General features: G+C 38.9%; 17 protein-coding genes. 6 read left to right on the plus strand and 11 right to left on the minus strand.

What is annotated here, in order from left to right:
- Positions 1-99 precede the first annotated feature (99 nt).
- On the minus strand, positions 100-1,290 hold the full coding sequence (locus NKR74_RS21120; RefSeq protein WP_253630742.1) for an aminotransferase: 1,191 nt from the start codon (positions 1,288-1,290) through the stop codon (positions 100-102).
- Entirely contained in the window at positions 1,287-1,784 is a 498-nt protein-coding gene (locus tag NKR74_RS21125) for an Lrp/AsnC family transcriptional regulator (protein WP_253630743.1), read from the minus strand. Before NKR74_RS21125 ends, NKR74_RS21120 begins: the two co-directional genes overlap by 4 nt.
- A 257-nt stretch (positions 1,785-2,041) precedes the next feature.
- On the opposite strand from NKR74_RS21125, the gene NKR74_RS21130 reads away from it, so the two are divergent.
- Positions 2,042-3,010: a 2-hydroxyacid dehydrogenase gene (locus NKR74_RS21130; protein ID WP_253630744.1), complete on the plus strand. Its 969-nt coding sequence runs from the start codon at positions 2,042-2,044 to the stop codon at positions 3,008-3,010.
- Positions 3,011-3,149: 139 nt separating this feature from the next.
- Positions 3,150-3,989 (plus strand): alpha/beta fold hydrolase, encoded by an 840-nt coding sequence (locus tag NKR74_RS21135; protein WP_253630745.1) that lies wholly within the window; start codon positions 3,150-3,152, stop codon positions 3,987-3,989.
- Positions 3,990-4,211: 222 nt separating this feature from the next.
- Here the strand turns inward: NKR74_RS21135 and NKR74_RS21140 are convergent, their stop codons facing one another.
- Complete coding sequence (locus NKR74_RS21140) at positions 4,212-4,463, minus strand: DUF1871 family protein (protein ID WP_098309224.1); 252 nt, start codon at positions 4,461-4,463, stop codon at positions 4,212-4,214.
- A 116-nt stretch (positions 4,464-4,579) separates the two neighbouring features.
- Between NKR74_RS21140 and NKR74_RS21145 the strand changes: the two genes are divergently transcribed.
- Positions 4,580-5,758, plus strand: a complete 1,179-nt coding sequence (locus NKR74_RS21145; RefSeq protein ID WP_253630746.1) for a MalY/PatB family protein — start codon at positions 4,580-4,582, stop codon at positions 5,756-5,758.
- Positions 5,759-5,946: 188 nt separating this feature from the next.
- On the opposite strand, the gene NKR74_RS21150 is transcribed toward NKR74_RS21145, so the two are convergent.
- The 6 genes from NKR74_RS21150 to NKR74_RS21175 form a co-directional block, all read right to left on the minus strand.
- On the minus strand, positions 5,947-6,621 hold the full coding sequence (locus NKR74_RS21150; protein ID WP_253630747.1) for a DUF3995 domain-containing protein: 675 nt from the start codon (positions 6,619-6,621) through the stop codon (positions 5,947-5,949).
- Positions 6,622-6,641: 20 nt separating this feature from the next.
- Complete coding sequence (locus NKR74_RS21155; protein ID WP_253630748.1) at positions 6,642-7,532, minus strand: hypothetical protein; 891 nt, start codon at positions 7,530-7,532, stop codon at positions 6,642-6,644.
- Between the two features lie 386 nt (positions 7,533-7,918).
- Positions 7,919-9,271: a HAMP domain-containing sensor histidine kinase gene (locus NKR74_RS21160; RefSeq protein ID WP_253630749.1), complete on the minus strand. Its 1,353-nt coding sequence runs from the start codon at positions 9,269-9,271 to the stop codon at positions 7,919-7,921.
- Positions 9,268-9,942 carry a response regulator transcription factor gene (locus tag NKR74_RS21165; RefSeq protein ID WP_253630750.1) on the minus strand — a complete coding sequence of 225 codons (675 nt, stop codon included), beginning with the start codon at positions 9,940-9,942 and terminating at the stop codon, positions 9,268-9,270. The genes NKR74_RS21160 and NKR74_RS21165 overlap by 4 nt, the downstream gene beginning before the upstream one ends.
- Before the next feature lie 525 nt (positions 9,943-10,467).
- Positions 10,468-11,025: a superoxide dismutase family protein gene (locus NKR74_RS21170; protein WP_253630751.1), complete on the minus strand. Its 558-nt coding sequence runs from the start codon at positions 11,023-11,025 to the stop codon at positions 10,468-10,470.
- A 300-nt stretch (positions 11,026-11,325) separates the two neighbouring features.
- Positions 11,326-11,502: a hypothetical protein gene (locus NKR74_RS21175; protein WP_176524603.1), complete on the minus strand. Its 177-nt coding sequence runs from the start codon at positions 11,500-11,502 to the stop codon at positions 11,326-11,328.
- 126 nt (positions 11,503-11,628) lie between these two features.
- On the opposite strand from NKR74_RS21175, the gene kapB reads away from it, so the two are divergent.
- Entirely contained in the window at positions 11,629-12,012 is a 384-nt protein-coding gene (gene kapB / locus NKR74_RS21180; RefSeq protein ID WP_253630752.1) for a kinase-associated lipoprotein KapB, read from the plus strand.
- Positions 12,013-12,071: 59 nt separating this feature from the next.
- On the opposite strand, the gene kapD is transcribed toward kapB, so the two are convergent.
- Positions 12,072-12,695: a 3'-5' exonuclease KapD gene (gene kapD / locus NKR74_RS21185; RefSeq protein ID WP_253630753.1), complete on the minus strand. Its 624-nt coding sequence runs from the start codon at positions 12,693-12,695 to the stop codon at positions 12,072-12,074.
- 330 nt (positions 12,696-13,025) lie between these two features.
- On the opposite strand from kapD, the gene NKR74_RS21190 reads away from it, so the two are divergent.
- Positions 13,026-14,351 (plus strand): ArsB/NhaD family transporter, encoded by a 1,326-nt coding sequence (locus NKR74_RS21190; RefSeq protein WP_141525035.1) that lies wholly within the window; start codon positions 13,026-13,028, stop codon positions 14,349-14,351.
- Between the two features lie 112 nt (positions 14,352-14,463).
- On the opposite strand, the gene NKR74_RS21195 is transcribed toward NKR74_RS21190, so the two are convergent.
- The gene (locus NKR74_RS21195) at positions 14,464-14,952 is read right to left on the minus strand and encodes a hypothetical protein (RefSeq protein ID WP_253630754.1); all 489 of its coding nucleotides are present in this window, start codon (positions 14,950-14,952) and stop codon (positions 14,464-14,466) included.
- 140 nt (positions 14,953-15,092) lie between these two features.
- Between NKR74_RS21195 and NKR74_RS21200 the strand changes: the two genes are divergently transcribed.
- The gene (locus tag NKR74_RS21200; protein ID WP_253630755.1) at positions 15,093-15,776 is read left to right on the plus strand and encodes a DNA alkylation repair protein; all 684 of its coding nucleotides are present in this window, start codon (positions 15,093-15,095) and stop codon (positions 15,774-15,776) included.
- Positions 15,777-15,885: the final 109 nt, after the last annotated feature.

The following is a 15,885-nucleotide window of genomic DNA, read 5'->3' on the forward strand; positions in this document are numbered from 1 at the left end:
TTTCATTCAAAAATCATGAAAAAATTTTCCTTAACATGTATAAATCTTCAAATATCGGGATAAAATACTAACACATGGCTTTCTAGTATTCTCCCCCTTTTATGGACAAAACGTATTATGTTTTGTCCTTTTTTCGTTCTCCATAAACCGTTTCATGCGTTTCATCGCTTCCATAAGTTGTTCAAGTGATGTTGCGTATGAACAGCGAATAAATCCTTCACCGCTCTCGCCAAACACACTTCCAGGTACAACAGCGACTTTTTCCGCTAATAATAAACGTTCGGCAAATTCCGCCGAAGATAATCCCATTGAACGAATTGAAGGAAATACATAGAATGCTCCGCCTGGCATATGACAATCTAGTCCCATTTCATTAAATGAAGTCACCATAAAGTTTCGGCGTTGTTTATAGCTCTCACGCATTCGAACAACTTCTTGTTCTCCAGAGCGAAGTGCTTCTAATGCTGCAAATTGCGACATCGTCGGCGCACACATCATAGAATATTGATGGATCTTTAACATCAATTCCGCAAAATGTTGAGGGGCTGCGATCAAACCTAGGCGCCAGCCTGTCATCGCAAACCCTTTTGAAAAACCAGAGATTAAAATTGTATGATCACGCATATGTTTCACACTCGCAAAGCTTGTATATGTCTCATCATAGACAAGCTCTGCATAAATCTCATCGGATAGTACGATTAAATTGTATTTCTCTATAATGACCGCAAGTTTTTCTAACTCTTCTTTATTTAAGAGCGTTCCTGTCGGATTGTTTGGCGAACATAATAAAATCGCTTTCGTGTTCGATGTAATGGCAGCTTCAATCTGCTCCGGCTGTACTTTAAATTCATCCTTTGGAAATGTAGAAACAGGTACCGGTACCCCGCCAGCCAGCGTAACAAGCGGTGCATATGATACAAAGCTTGGTTCAATAATAATAACTTCATCACCAGGATTTACAATTGCACGCATTGCGACATCTAACGCCTGGCTTGCTCCAACCGTTACAATAATTTCTTCTTTCGGATCATAAGATACTGCAAATTGTTTTTCTAAATATTTTGCAATTTCTTCGCGCAGCTCTAACAATCCAGCATTCGCAGTATATGCCGTATATCCTTCTTCTAATGAACGAATGCAAGCTTGTCTTACATTCCAAGGCGTTACAAAGTCAGGCTCGCCAACACCTAATGAAATAACCCCTTTCATACCCGCCGCTAAATCAAAAAACTTACGAATACCGGACGGTTGTAAAGATTGTGCTACTTTTGATAATTCAAATTTACTCATGGTGCCACCACAATTCGCTTATCATCATCTTTGTTTTCATATATAATTCCTTCATGTTTATACTTTTTCAAAATAAAATGCGTTGTCGTCGATACAACAGATTCAATTGTCGCTAACTTTTCCGCTACAAATGTCGCAACTTCAGCCATCCCTTTTCCTTCTACAGTAATGGAAAGGTCATATGTACCTGACATTAAGTAAACTGACTTCACCTCTGGATATCGGTAAATTTGCTCCGCTACCGCGTCAAATCCAACGCCGTGCTTCGGTGTAACTTTCACATCAATCATTGCTGTTAAACCTGTATGTTCTTTTACCTTTGTCCAATCAATAAACGTAACATAGTCTACAATCACTTTTTCTTTTTCTAATTTTTCAAGGATCGCTATCACTTCTTCTACATCTATGTTTAACATTTTGGCTAATGTTTCTTCAGATAATCGGCTATTATTTTCAAGACAAGCTAACAATTCTAATTCTTTTTCTGTCATCATATTCGCCCTTCCCTTTTTGTGTATTTTCTAAATTATACAGACTGCTTTTCCTATTTGAAAAGAAGATTTTTTCAGAGAATTATGTAACAATATAGTGAAACTTCCTTTTGGAGCGTTCTTCTCCAAAAGGTTAGTTGAACCAATCGGACGCATGCCAGCAGTTATCTCCCACCTATCTTCCTTGCTTCTCTCTGCATCTTGAGGTGAGAGCCTGACTGCCCAAAAGTAGCGGGATCATATAAAAAGGGGATGAAACCATGAAACAAAGAGTATACATTGCAGAACAAGTTCCTGCCTTTGTTGAAGAATACATTGCTGAGCATTATGAATATGAGGCATGGGATAAAAACGAAAAAATCCCACGCCACGTACTATTAGAAAAAGTAAAAGATGCACATGGACTATTAAATTTCGGGGCAATCATTGATGAAGAATTACTCCAAGCAGCTCCGCAGTTGAAGGTAGTAAGTAATATTTCTGTCGGCTATGACAACTTCGATATCGAAGCTATGAAAAAAAGAAACATAATTGGAACAAATACACCGTACGTGTTAGATGATACTGTCGCTGATCTTGTATTTGCATTAATGCTATCTGCCTCTCGCCGTGTTTGCGAACTTGATCGTTACGTGAAATCTGGAGAATGGAATGCAGAAATTAGCAAAGAACATTTCGGCTTAGACGTTCACCATCAAACAATCGGAATCATCGGCATGGGTCGCATCGGAGAAGTCGTTGCCAAACGTGCGAAATTCGGATTCGATATGGACGTTTTATACTACAATCGGAGTCGCAAAGAAAAAGCAGAACGAGAGCTTGGCGCAACATATTGCGAATTAGAAACGTTACTACAAAAAGCAGATTTTATCGTTCTACTTACACCATTAACAGAAGAAACTTATCATTTAATTGGGAAAAAAGAATTTGATCTTATGAAAGAAACAGCTGTTTTTATTAATGCGTCTCGCGGGAAAACAGTAGATGAAGCTGCATTAATTGAAGCGTTGCAGCAAAAGAAAATTTTCGCAGCAGGTATTGATACATTTACACAAGAACCAATTGAAAAAGATAACCCGTTGTTATCTCTGCAAAATGTCGTTACGCTCCCTCACATCGGTTCCGCAACGTTAAAAACACGTCAAAATATGGCAATGACAGCAGCGAAAAATTTAGTAGCTGGACTACAAGGGAATACCCCTCCAAATCTCGTCAATGAACTGAAATGATCAACAAAAAGACAAGACCACATCACAGTGGTTTTGTCTTTTTTTATACATTTGGTTTTCTTCCTGCTTTCCCTTCTTCCACGGGATAATTTCCCCTAACAAGGAGATGATATGAACAAAAAACAACGGAGTGATGAAGATGGAAAACGAAGTTCAACTCCCTCACTTCACCTTTTCTACAAGAGGGATTACGGTTCATTATGAGCTCTATCAGTCTTTCAGCAAAGAAGAAAAACCAACATTTGTCTTAATTCATGGTTTTCTCTCTTCGACCTTTAGCTACCGGCGTCTCATTCCGCTTTTAGCTCAGCAGGGGGACGTGATCGCTCTCGATTTACCGCCATTTGGAAAAAGTGATAAATCATTTCATTTCACATATTCTTATCAAAACCTCGCAACGATTGTTATTGAACTCATTGAACATTTACAAGCAAAAAACATTATTTTAGTAGGGCATTCAATGGGCGGACAAATTGCTTTATATATAAGCCGGTTGCGTCCTGATTTAATCCAAAGGACAGTTCTTTTATGCAGTTCAAGCTATTTATCACGAGCAAGATTGCCACTTATCTATACTTCTTATTTACCGTTCTTTCATTTATACGTAAAAAATTGGATTATACGACGAGGCATCATCTATAATTTAATGAACGTTGTTCACGATCATTCTTTAATCGATGATGAAATGATGCAAGGTTATGCAGCACCTTTTTATGATAATCGCATCTTTCCTGCACTAACCCGCATGATTCGAGATCGCGAAGGTGACTTAACATCAAAAGAACTACAAAAAATTAAAACACCTACTTTGCTTATTTGGGGAGAAAAAGATCGTATTGTTCCTATTAATGTTGGACGCCGATTACACAATGACCTGCAGCATTCACACTTTATCTCTTATGAAGACACAGGACATCTATTACCAGAAGAAAAGCCGGAACACGTATATGAAGAAATTATGACCTTCTTAGCAAATTGAACGCACTTGGCGCATACCAGCACTAAGCCCTCGAATAGCAGGATAAAGAAAGAGGCTGACACCCAAAAGTCTAACTTCTATGACCTTCTGGATTTCAGCCTCTTTCTCCCGCTACTTACGAGCACTATACTTAAGACAATTCTTATGAAAGAAGCGTCCGTAAGGGCCCGATTGGTTCAACTAACCTTTTGGAGAAGAACGCTCCAAAAGGTTAGTTTCACTTTATAGCGTACAGCTTCCGCCACCTTTTAATAGTAACAATTGTTCTGCTAACCATTGACACTTTTCAATAGGTAATGTTTTTTCAAACGATAGCAAATAAATGTGCTGTATTTTCTTTGCGATATATTTCGCATCATCAAATGTACTTACAATGTAGACGATGTCACTTGCTTCTGTTTCATAAAATTCTGGCCCCATTCGAAACGGATCCCAACTCTTCACAAAATCTATCATTTTCTCATACGTCCCCATACACTTCCCGCCTTTTTCTTATTTTCCACTTTTCTTTATCGTATCATATCAGCTATGCTAGAAGAAATGAGAGAACATTCAGTACTTTTAACCTATTATTGAAAGGAGTAACAAATATGGGTAATTTTAACAAAATGGTAAATCGCCGCGGGACAAATTCCGTTAAATGGGATACACATAAAAACGAGGAACTTCTTCATGCCTGGATTGCAGACATGGACTTCCCTGTTCCTTCACCAATTCAAGACGCCTTAACCAAACGGTTACAACATCCGATTTTCGGTTATAACACTTCAAGTGAACAAGTAAAAGAAGCAATTTGTCATTGGGTAAAAACACAATATAATTGGGTCATTGAAAAAGAATGGCTTGTCTTTAGCGCTGGCATCGTTCCTGCACTTAGTGTTTCTGTACAAGCTTTTACCAAAAAGCAAGATTCAGTACTTGTACAGCCGCCTGTATATTCACCATTTTTCGAAATGGTAACAACGAATGGACGTCAAGTGCTTACCAATCCACTGCGCTTAGAAAACGGTGTTTACAAAATGGATTTTGAACAGTTAGAGAAACAATTTCAGCAAGGTGTGAAACTGATGTTCCTGTGCAGTCCGCACAATCCGATTGGCCGTGTATGGACAGTGGAAGAGTTGACTAAACTCGGTACGCTCTGCGAAATATATGATGTAATCGTCATTGCAGACGAAATTCATGCTGATATTATCTTTAATGGACGCAAGCATATACCACTTGCCTCTTTATCAGCAAACTTAGCAGAGCGAACTGTTACATGCATCGCTCCAAGTAAAACGTTTAATATTGCTGGACTGCAAGCATCGGTTATTATTATTCCAAATGAAAAGCTGCGAGATGCCTTTACCGCTGTGCAGCACCGCCAAGGTTTTCACGGCTTAAACACGTTTGCTTACGCAGCAATGCAAAGTGCATACACAGAATGCAATGAATGGCTAGCAGAGCTGTTACCTTATATAGAAGAAAATGCACGATTTGCATGTGACTTTATTAAACAGCATATTCCGAAACTATCCGTCATTCAGCCAGATGGTACATTCTTACTTTGGATTGATTGTTCCAAACTTGGGCTGACTCAAAATGAGCGAATGGAATTATTAGAAAAAAAAGGGAGAATCATTGTAGAGCCAGGAGAAAAATTTGGTGTTGGCGGTGAGCAACACATTCGTTTAAATATCGGCTGTCCACGCCCTGTATTAGAAGATGCGCTCCGCCGCTTACAATGCGCGTTTTCATGTACTTCCAAGGAAAAGCTATCTATGTGACTTAAGCCTGGTTATTATACATTCCAACATTCTTTGATTGAACTCCCCCCACCTATCTTCTTTGCTTTTCTCTGAATCTTGAGGTGGGGGTCTTACTGCCCGTTAATGCGGGATAAAAATCCGCTGCTGCGCCAAACCAAAATCTGTATGGTGATAGATTCATATAAGATCCGACGCAGTAGCGGTAATTATAATTTTCCGAAGTCAAAAATTATAGCGAACACAAAAAGCGCAGTAAGGAGAAAAACCAAACTCAAATAAATTAACGTACAGCGTCTAAATGCAGAAAGTGGAACACCAGAAGCTTGCGCATAATGGGAAGCAGTCAAACCAGCCAAAATACCCATAATGACAAACCACGGTTCATAAAACAAGAGATCCCATATAGCTAAGCTACGGACATCAACTACAGTCCAGCCAGGGAAGTTAATTGTAATAACACCAGCCAAAAGCAAAGCTTTTGTAATCATGCCACTGACTCCATGAGCAATTAAAAAGGCAGTTCCGATAAGAGTAGGAATTAATAAAATAAGACGATGGATCTTTCTGCCTCCTATCAACGGCACCCATTTCGGCATGACCTTTCCCCACGGTTTGATAAGTGTAAGCAAGGCAAATCCACATAACATGATGATGACACCAGCGATGTAACTTGCCATATAAAATGATTTAGGGTCATTAAGTTGGCCCGAAAGGCCTATATTCCCCCCTGCTGCTTCATAAAACCGAACAAAAACTGCATACATAAATGCCCATAGGCAACCAACGTAACCAGGCCATACCGCTTTCTTTGTAAAGCGTTCAAAAACATTCAATATTTGCACGGAAGATTCCCCATTATTCGTTATGTTGTTCATATTCATGCAACTCTCCTTTTTCTGCTTCAATTTTGATCGTCTCTTCCACAATGCGTACACTTACCACGCCGACGATAATAGTAAGCAATGGCAGCAAGACCAAGTGCTACTCCCCACGGCACCCAGAAAAGCATTGGTCCAATCGTTCCCCATCTCTCACTGAGGAGGAGGCTATCGGCTGGCATAAGGTGAAATGTCACAGCAAAAAAACTAAAGGTAAAAACAAATCCGGCTGCAGTTACAGCAATGGCTATAATAGAAGCTGGAACTACCGCGAGCATGATAGGAACTCTTTTGCCACCAATGAACGGGAACCACCTTGGGAATATTTCACCCCATTTTTGAATCAAACCAAGTGTAAGAATTCCTCCACCTACGCAAATAGACCCAAATACCCATTCTGTTATCTGTGCCATAGGATTAACTTTTGAAAGCTCGTGAAGTAACTGCGGGTCTATCCCTAAAGGGATATTAAGTGCCCACGCAAAACGTGTCAGGGCATAAGGAATGGGCGCAAGAGCCGCGATAATGGTCAACCATCTTCCCCAGCGTACCAATAAAAATGTGTGTCCACTCTCTGTCCGTCCACAATATTCACAAGCATCACGAGTCCTACGTTGATATGCAACAGCAGTCATGATCCAAAGCAGAGCACCTATAATACAAATAATCTGATTGAACATACTCCAGTTAAAAGCAAACTTAAATAAAAAGGCATAAGCCATAGCTGCAATTAGGCTAAAATCAGGAATAAAAAGGAGCAAGGCAACGGCAAAGCACCAAGCAAAAGTAAGGAATAGCCACCTAAGAAGAACACCTCTCCGCGTTTTTTGCATAGCTACGCCAATCACTGTTCCTAATAAACAAAGAATAACAAAAATGAGGCCTCCAACTTTGGATGGAAGATACGTAACCATAGCCGCAACCAGTTCATCACCTTTGAAGGGATACCCCGCCCCTCCAAGTAACCAGTAAAGCTGTACAACCCCGTAGAGCAGTGACCATCCCGCAGCGCCATATCCAATCCATAAGGGCCATCGTGTAAAGCCTTTCCCAATCTTTCCTTCAATTATCGGCGATGAAGTTTCCATTGAAATTCTCCTCTTTTCTTTACTATTTTAAATACCTACGAAACCAACCGAATGAGGTATTGGCACTTATTTATGTTTCAAAATTTAACCCCACCATCATTCTAATCAGCGAAGATTAAAATGATGGTGGGGTCTAGTTTAAATTTCGTTTAACTTTTGTCAGGCGTCCAGAGGCTATTTCGTGCCCCCTACGCTTAGAATTGGGATTTCATTTACACTTCAATTTTTTCACATAAATAAATGCGAGTTCCGTTCGTAGAACTTGTTATTTTCCATTCAAGATTCATTTCTTGGAGCATTAATGAAACAATGGATAAACCAATTCCGGCTCCTTTTTCACTGGAGATGCTATCCATTCCAGGTCCTTTGTCCTCAATAACAATAGCAGTTCTTCCATCTAACTCTTCCAAACTTACACCAACATACCGTCCAGCTTTTGCGTGTCTAACAACGTTCTGGAATAGATTATCTAATATACGTGTAAACCAGTGCGGATCAACATTCCACATTAAAGCTTTTTCTGCCAAATGAACTTCTACTTCAAATCCTTCCTTTTCAAATACAGGAAACCACCCTGCAGCAGAAGTCCGGGTTAATCGGATAATATCTGTCTTCTTCTGTTGCAAAGTATATTTTCCCGCCGATAATAACGTGTAGGAAAGAAGGTTTTCGAGCAATTGGCTAAGAGCATCTACCTTTCTTTCAATCAAATGAAGCGATTCCCTCCCTTTAGGAGATAAAGTTTCCTTTTGCAATGAATAGGCATGTCCACGGATGGTGGTGAGCGGTGTCCGTAAATCGTGTGATATATTAGCAATCAATTGTTTACGAAGAGCTTCCTCCTCCAGTTCACGTTTCCTACCGTTTGTCAACTCGTCAATCATATGATTGAATGCCGACCCTAGTTGCGCGATTTCGTCCTTTTTACGAACGAGAATTTTCTGAGGAATGCCGTTCTCATCGACTTCGGCCATTGCGGTTTGTAGTTGAACGAGCCGCTTGCGAATTTTCGAGAAAAATACCCAAGATGCAATTAGAAAAATCGCAAAGACAAGCACAGCATATACTAGTAAAAACTTATCATCGATGAAGGACACGCTGGCTGGTTGTGTAACGGAAAGAGGGACTTGAAAAACCATAAAGCCTTGACTCTGGTCGCCGCCAATAAAAGCAATCATTGTGAACAGGTTATTATCAACATTTTTCTTCATAAACTTAGTGCTTTCCTGAAACGTCCATTGGTCAGGTATACTCTTTTTTTCGGGAAGCTTGAGCTGTGTTTTGCCTGCGGCGTCAACCCAAAACATTGTCGCCATTGAATACGGTTCTTTTAACGAACGAAGTTGTTTGTTCACTTGATCTGGGGGCGCCCCATCCAACTTTGCTGCCTCATCATTCCACATTTGTTCTAACTTTTTTGTATCCATATACTTGACCTTTTGGTACATCTCCTTGTCTAGTGTATATTTCGGCACGTAATAAAGAGGTAAAACAAACGGCCATAAAACAAGCGCAGTTGTAATGATCAACAAATATCTAGCTAACAGCGAATGTCGGAATTTCATTGTTTCACCCTGTATCCAATACCGCGAATTGTTTCAATTATTTGTGGTTGACTTGGCTCCTTCTCTATTTTTTCGCGTAAATGGCGGATATGTACCATTAAGGTTTTATCTCCTTCGATATACGGATTTCCCCATACAGCCTCATAAATTTGTTCTTTTGTTAAGATTTGGTTTGGATGACGGAGTAAATAGGTGAAAATTTGAAACTGCTTAGCCGTAAGTATGACATCATTATTCGATCTAGAATCCACAATGCGGTTCTCATTCAAATAAATGCGGAGATGTGATAGTACAATGAGCGGGGAGCATATCTTGTCAAACCGCCTGAGAAGCACTTCCACCCGTGCCGCGAGTTCATCGGGGTGAAAAGGCTTTGTCATATAATCATCTGCAAACTGCAGCCCCTGCAACTTATCATCAATCGATGATCTGGCGGATAGCATTAAAATAGGGTTTTTTGGAAATTCCTTTTTCAATCGCTGTCCAACTGAAAAGCCATCCAATCCCGGAAGCATAATATCAAGAATTACTAGGTCGATTTCCGCCATATGTTCAATGGCACCTTCACCTGAAGTAATCCAAGTTACCTGATAGCCCCGTTCGAATAAATCTTCACATACCCAAGCACCAATTTCCTTATTGTCCTCAATATATAGAAGCTTCTTTTTCATGTAATCCCCTTTCTTTATCCCCCGCCTATCTTCTTTAGAAAAGCGGAAGCGGCTCGCTCAGAATCGCAGGACGTTGGAGCCCCCGACAGAGAGGTGCTTTTTGCCTCGTCCGAGGGGGCGAAACGACCGGAGATTCTAGCCGCTAGAGCTGGACAACGTTTCTCTCTGAATCTTGAAGTGAGGGTCTTATCGTCCACAAACACAGGGATAAAATGGAAATATCATATATTAATAGGTTATATTAATACAAACTGGGGTATCAAGTAGTAAAATAAATATTTTCAGGTGATAAAGTGAAACTTCCATGTTCGTTCTTCGACGGCTGCTTATCATCGTGAAATTGCCCGTGCTTTAGCGGATGTCGCACGTGAATATGAGTTACCTTACACAAAGGATCAAATTTTGTTGAAACACTTTGTGCCCGCATCCAAGAACGTGTGTCCGCGATTTTAACATCAAAATATATAAAGGCTGCCGAGACTTTCCCGGCAGCCTTTAAACGTTCGGTCTTTCGAACATTTTTCTTTACTTCCCTTTTCCTTTTTCCTTTTTTATCTCTGAAGCTTTTTTCACAATCACACCGCATGCAATTCGTTTCCCCGAATTTCCAGCTGGTTGCGTCATCCCGTCATCTGCATTTTCTGTAATAATAAGCGATGCGCCGTCTTTTTTATGCAGCGTTGTTTTTCCTTCTTTTAAACTCACTTGCGGTGCAGTAAGATCCGCTTTAATCTTTCCTTCACCATCTGCAATTACATTCGGTAAATCTCCGTTTTCATACCCTTCCGGATGCAATAATCCATGTTTCTTTTTTTTATCAAGATTAAAATGATCTCCAGAAGAAATAAAGTCCGGTACTTTACATTCACCCATTTCATGAATATGTACTCCGTGTACACCAGGTGTAAATCCTTCTGCTTTAATAGAAATCTTTACACCGCTTGTCTCCTGAGAGACCTTAGCTGTTCCAACTTTATCTCCAAAAGCATTGTAAAGCTTCACTTCTATTTTTGTCGGCTTCTCTTGTGCACATCCAGCAAAGAGGAAGGCTGCGAAACATCCCAATACGAGTTGCTTTTTCATCCGTATTCCCTCCAGACTCATTCTGTTCTTATATTGTCCGAGCCTAGAAGGAAACATACAAAAACTCCTGCCACTTATAGACGCTATACTTAAGACAATTCTCGACGAAAAAGCATCCGTAAGTGCCCGATTGGCTTAACTAACCTTTTAGAGAAGAGCACTCCCAAAGGAAGTTTCGCTTTATCCCGCTCTAACAGTCGGTAAGATGCTCGGCTATGAAGAAATAACAAACCGTCTGTAAGAACCCGATTGGCGAGGGCTAACCTTTTGGAGAAAAACACTCCAAAAGGAAGTTTCGCTTTACCGTTTCTCTTGTCCCATAATACGTTTTTCCATCTCTTTTAGATTCTCTGCTTCTCGTTCTGATGATTTAATAAAAATACGCCATGTAGCAACTGCTCCAACAAGAAATAACACGCATACAATACCAGGTATAATATATTCTGTCTTGTCTTCTGGAAAGTATAAAGGCATCATAATTCTTCACTCCTTTGTTTATTTCCTTATACAACTAATTATACAGAAATTTCAGTCTAAACAAAACTTCCTTTCTTTTTTGACTCCTTCTCTTTCATTGCTTACTATGAAAAAGAGGTGAATAATATGAATGAAACATTCCAAATTGGTGATGTTGTAACAGGCATTTACAAAACAGGGAAGTATATTGGTGAAATTACTAATGTTCGTCCACAGCATTATCTTGTAAAGGTGCTCGCAGTTATGAAACATCCAATGCAAGGCGACTTACATAACGTAAAACAAGCTGACGTACCCTTTTTCCATGAACGCCGTGCCTTAGCATTTCGTGAACAAACAAATATCCCACAGCAAATGGTCAAGCAATATGAAGGTGACGTGCCTGATTATAAAGAATCGCTTCAAAAAGCATTAACAGAACAAATGCAACAATTACAAGAGAACGACTCTCCATTTGCACAGCGAAGTTTACAAATGCTAGAACAATTAAAGCATGATTATCAATTGTAAGATCAGTAGCGCTGAACAAACAAAACAGCCAAATTACAATTATGATTGTAATTTGGCTGTTATTGTGCACTTACCTTTTTTAATACTTTCGAAAAGTCTACAAGCTCGCCAAGTGTTGGAGGAGCTGGTTTTACTAAGTATTGTTTATCTTTCTCAACAAGTTTAAAAATGTTATATGTCGTCATCGCATCATCTAACGCACAGTGATGCTTACCTGTAGCGACCTTTCCGTATGCTTCAATAGCTTTCCATAATCCAGTTTGGTTGCGATCCCCAAAAAAACGCTTATACTCTAACGATAAATCACGGCATTGTCCCGTAAACGGATAAGGAATATTCGCTATTTCGCAATTATGTTTCAGCACTCTCATATCCATGTTTCCCCACGTCACAATTGTTGTACTGCAACGTTTATCATAGTTTGCCAGCTTTTCAACAAGCGTTGCAAATGAAATCCCATCATCCACTGCTTCTTGCTGAATTCCTAAAAACTTTTTGCACCGTTCTGTTAACGATGAAAAGGTTTCCGGTTTTACATAAGAAGAATACGTATCAACTACAACATGATTTACAACCGAAACAATTCCTACTTCAATAATTTCCGGAAAAAATCCTTTTGGCTTTTTTCGATTCTGAGGCATCGTGAACTCAAAATCTAAAAATAATAATTGTTGTTCATCCATACGATCCCTTCCTTATAAATTCTTCCATATTCATCCATTATATCACACCAAATACCCGCAAACACGTTTACATACATGAATCCTAATTGAGAAAGGAAAAGCTTCCGTAAGAGCCTAATTGGTTCAATGAGATGTATCTTATATATATGTCAAATAACAGCAAATATTTTCAAAAATAAGAAAATAACTCAATTCATTTATGCAGAAAATATGACAAAACAATTGCTTTCATTTACATCTTATATTTTTCTACTTTATAATGGCTTTAATTGTGTTTATTACATAATCGTATCAAACAATAAGAAAAACTACTGAGAGGAGATGGGATTTTTGCATGAAACAACACAAGAAATTGCAAACTGGCAATACTATTTTGCAATTGCTGTCTTTTTAGTTACATATGCCATCATCATTTCTGAAAAAATTAACCGCGCTGTCATCGCACTGCTTGGTGCAGCTTTAATGGTAATTGTAGGAGTTGTTGACTTACATAATGCTTTTACGAAGCATATTGAATGGGGAACGATTACCTTACTCATTGGTATGATGATTTTAGTTAACATTACGAGCAAGTCAGGGGTCTTTCAATATGTTGCGATTAAATCCGCTAAGAAAGCGAAAGGAAATCCAATTCGTATTTTAATTATCCTTTCTTTATTAACTGCAGTTGGCTCCGCTTTTTTAGACAACGTAACAACGGTTCTTCTCGTTGTACCAGTTACACTATCTATCACACGTATTTTACAAGTAAATCCTGTTCCGTATTTAATATCAGAAATTATTTTCTCAAATATCGGTGGAACCGCTACACTTATCGGTGATCCTCCAAATATTATGATTGGCTCTGCAAATAAACATTTAGATTTTAATGCTTTCTTAGTGAACTTAGCTCCAATTGTAATCATCATTATTGCAGTGACAGCGGTTATGCTGTACTTCATGTATAGAAAACAATTAATAGCTGATCCAATCCAAATTAAAAAATTAATGAGTCTAGATGAAAAGCAATACATTAAAGATCCAGTACTAATGAAAAAATCACTAACTGTACTGGGGCTTACAATCATCGGATTCATGACGCACTCTATTTTTCACGTTGATGCAGCAGTTATTGCCTTAACAGGAGCAACAGTATTAATGTTAATCGGTGTAAAAGAGCATGAAATTGAAGAAGTATTTGCTAATGTAGAATGGGTTACAATTTTCTTCTTTGCTGGCTTATTCGTACTTGTTGGCGGCCTTATCGATATTGGTTTAATTAAATCGTTAGCACAGCAAGTATTAAATATAACTGGCGGTGACATTTCTTTCGCTGCTGTACTTATTTTATGGGTATCTGGCATCGCTTCTGCAACGATTGATAATATTCCATTCGTCGCAACAATGATCCCGCTTATTAATGATATGACAATTGGACTCGGCTTAACACCATCTGATGCACAGGTCGACGTACTCTGGTGGGCGCTAGCACTTGGCGCTTGTTTAGGCGGAAACGGAACATTAATCGGGGCATCCGCAAACGTAATCGTTGCAGGTATTGCAAACCGCGAAGGACATAGCTTTAGCTATATGGAATTCTTAAAAGTTGGCTTCCCAATTACAATTGTTTCATTAATCATTTCGAACATTTATATTTATTTCCGTTACTTAATGTAACGGAAAGCGAAAGCGGCTCGCTCAGAATGAGAAGTGAAGCCACTGACCATGCTAGCTGCTGGAGCTAGACAATAGAAAAAACGGAAGGAAACCCTTCCGTTTTTTCTTATCCTTAATATCTCGGTTCCTTATTTCGAATTACAAATAAGTGAATTGGAAGAAAAATAGAACATGTAATAACATGTAGCACCGTATATAGTACTGCATTTGTTGTGTATCTTTCTAATAGTAAATATACGATATAAATACCTAACGCAATCAATAGGACTGAAGATATAGTATGCAAAAATGGAATCCATCCGATAATAAAGCAGGCAACATACACACCAAATAACTTCCATCCCGCTTGCGGCTGCATAAATTGCGGTAATTTCTTTCCAATTAAATCTCCCCATATTTTACAATTTAAAAATGGAATAAACGCAAAGAATGAATCTTCCAATCCATCAGCTTTTGCCATGTTATACAGCGCGAATGCTGTTAATAAATAAGCAGCTACAACCCAGACTAAAAAGATAATAACAAAAATAAGTCCTAACGCTAAAAAGCCGGCTATAATCCCATCATTCGCTGTCCCACTTATTACAACTTGGTCACCCATCTTAATACCCCCTTTTAACTCAGTTCCGTTCTTTTTCTATATATTCATAACGGAAAGTATTAAGAAGTGGATAAAAAAATTTTTATCTTGTCCCAAAAGCGTTACACTTAAATAGAAAAATAAGAATAAGGAGTGAATATATGCATCCTTTCACAGAAAGCCTACAGAAACACTTTGAAGCACATCGCAACCAGGAAAAAGCAGAACCAATGGAACGTTATATGAAAAATCACTTTCCATTTCTCGGCATTCAAACACCAGAGCGAAAACAGTTATTTCGGGAAGTGTCACAAAATACTGAGGCACCAAAAGGAGCAGAACTTCCTGTTATTCTTCGCGAACTATGGGCACTGCCAGAACGAGAATTTCAAATGCTTGCTTTAACTCTATTAGATAAATATCGCAAACAGTTAAAGGAAACGCATTTATCACTCTTAGAAGAGCTTATTACTACAAAATCATGGTGGGATTCTGTGGATATGCTTGCAAGTCATTTTGTTGGCCTCATCTTGGCGGCGCATCCGCATTTAATCGAAGCGTATGTGCAAAAGTGGATGGCGTCTAACAATATGTGGCTGCAGCGAACATGCCTTTTATTCCAGCTTAAGTATAAAGAAAAAACAGATATGAAACTCCTCTTCTCGTTAATCGAGCAGCTCAGTCACTCTAAAGAATTTTTCATTCAAAAAGCAATCGGCTGGGTACTTCGTGAATACGCAAAAACAAATCCGCAAGCTGTATGGGAATTCGTACAAACACATCATCTTGCACCGCTTAGTAAACGTGAAGCTATTAAACATATCAAAAATGTATTCGAGCAGTAATTTTTGGGCTATACTACATACTAGATACTACATATACTACGCTAAATACGTCTCTCTATTGTGAATTAAAAGAGAACATGATAAAATATGGTCATCTATTTTTTAAATA

Origin of the sequence: Bacillus sp. 3103sda1, from assembly GCF_024159135.1 — a bacterium.
In the GTDB taxonomy this organism is placed as follows: domain Bacteria; phylum Bacillota; class Bacilli; order Bacillales; family Bacillaceae_G; genus Bacillus_A; species Bacillus_A rhizoplanae.

Bases quoted from the DNA above. Each gene is read 5' to 3' on its own strand.
- NKR74_RS21135 (WP_253630745.1), top strand. From the start codon at position 3,150: ATGGAAAACGAAGTTCAACTCCCTCACTTCACCTTTTCTACAAGAGGG.
- NKR74_RS21165 (WP_253630750.1), bottom strand. From the start codon at position 9,942: ATGAAAAAGAAGCTTCTATATATTGAGGACAATAAGGAAATTGGTGCT.
- NKR74_RS21195 (WP_253630754.1), bottom strand. From the start codon at position 14,952: ATGGGTGACCAAGTTGTAATAAGTGGGACAGCGAATGATGGGATTATA.
- NKR74_RS21200 (WP_253630755.1), top strand. From the start codon at position 15,093: ATGCATCCTTTCACAGAAAGCCTACAGAAACACTTTGAAGCACATCGC.
- NKR74_RS21145 (WP_253630746.1), top strand. From the start codon at position 4,580: ATGGGTAATTTTAACAAAATGGTAAATCGCCGCGGGACAAATTCCGTT.
- kapD (WP_253630753.1), bottom strand. From the start codon at position 12,695: ATGGATGAACAACAATTATTATTTTTAGATTTTGAGTTCACGATGCCT.
- NKR74_RS21175 (WP_176524603.1), bottom strand. From the start codon at position 11,502: ATGATGCCTTTATACTTTCCAGAAGACAAGACAGAATATATTATACCT.
- NKR74_RS21130 (WP_253630744.1), top strand. From the start codon at position 2,042: ATGAAACAAAGAGTATACATTGCAGAACAAGTTCCTGCCTTTGTTGAA.
- NKR74_RS21155 (WP_253630748.1), bottom strand. From the start codon at position 7,532: ATGGTTACGTATCTTCCATCCAAAGTTGGAGGCCTCATTTTTGTTATT.
- NKR74_RS21140 (WP_098309224.1), bottom strand. From the start codon at position 4,463: ATGGGGACGTATGAGAAAATGATAGATTTTGTGAAGAGTTGGGATCCG.
- NKR74_RS21160 (WP_253630749.1), bottom strand. From the start codon at position 9,271: ATGAAATTCCGACATTCGCTGTTAGCTAGATATTTGTTGATCATTACA.
- NKR74_RS21170 (WP_253630751.1), bottom strand. From the start codon at position 11,025: ATGAAAAAGCAACTCGTATTGGGATGTTTCGCAGCCTTCCTCTTTGCT.
- NKR74_RS21125 (WP_253630743.1), bottom strand. From the start codon at position 1,784: ATGATGACAGAAAAAGAATTAGAATTGTTAGCTTGTCTTGAAAATAAT.
- NKR74_RS21120 (WP_253630742.1), bottom strand. From the start codon at position 1,290: ATGAGTAAATTTGAATTATCAAAAGTAGCACAATCTTTACAACCGTCC.
- NKR74_RS21150 (WP_253630747.1), bottom strand. From the start codon at position 6,621: ATGAATATGAACAACATAACGAATAATGGGGAATCTTCCGTGCAAATA.
- kapB (WP_253630752.1), top strand. From the start codon at position 11,629: ATGAATGAAACATTCCAAATTGGTGATGTTGTAACAGGCATTTACAAA.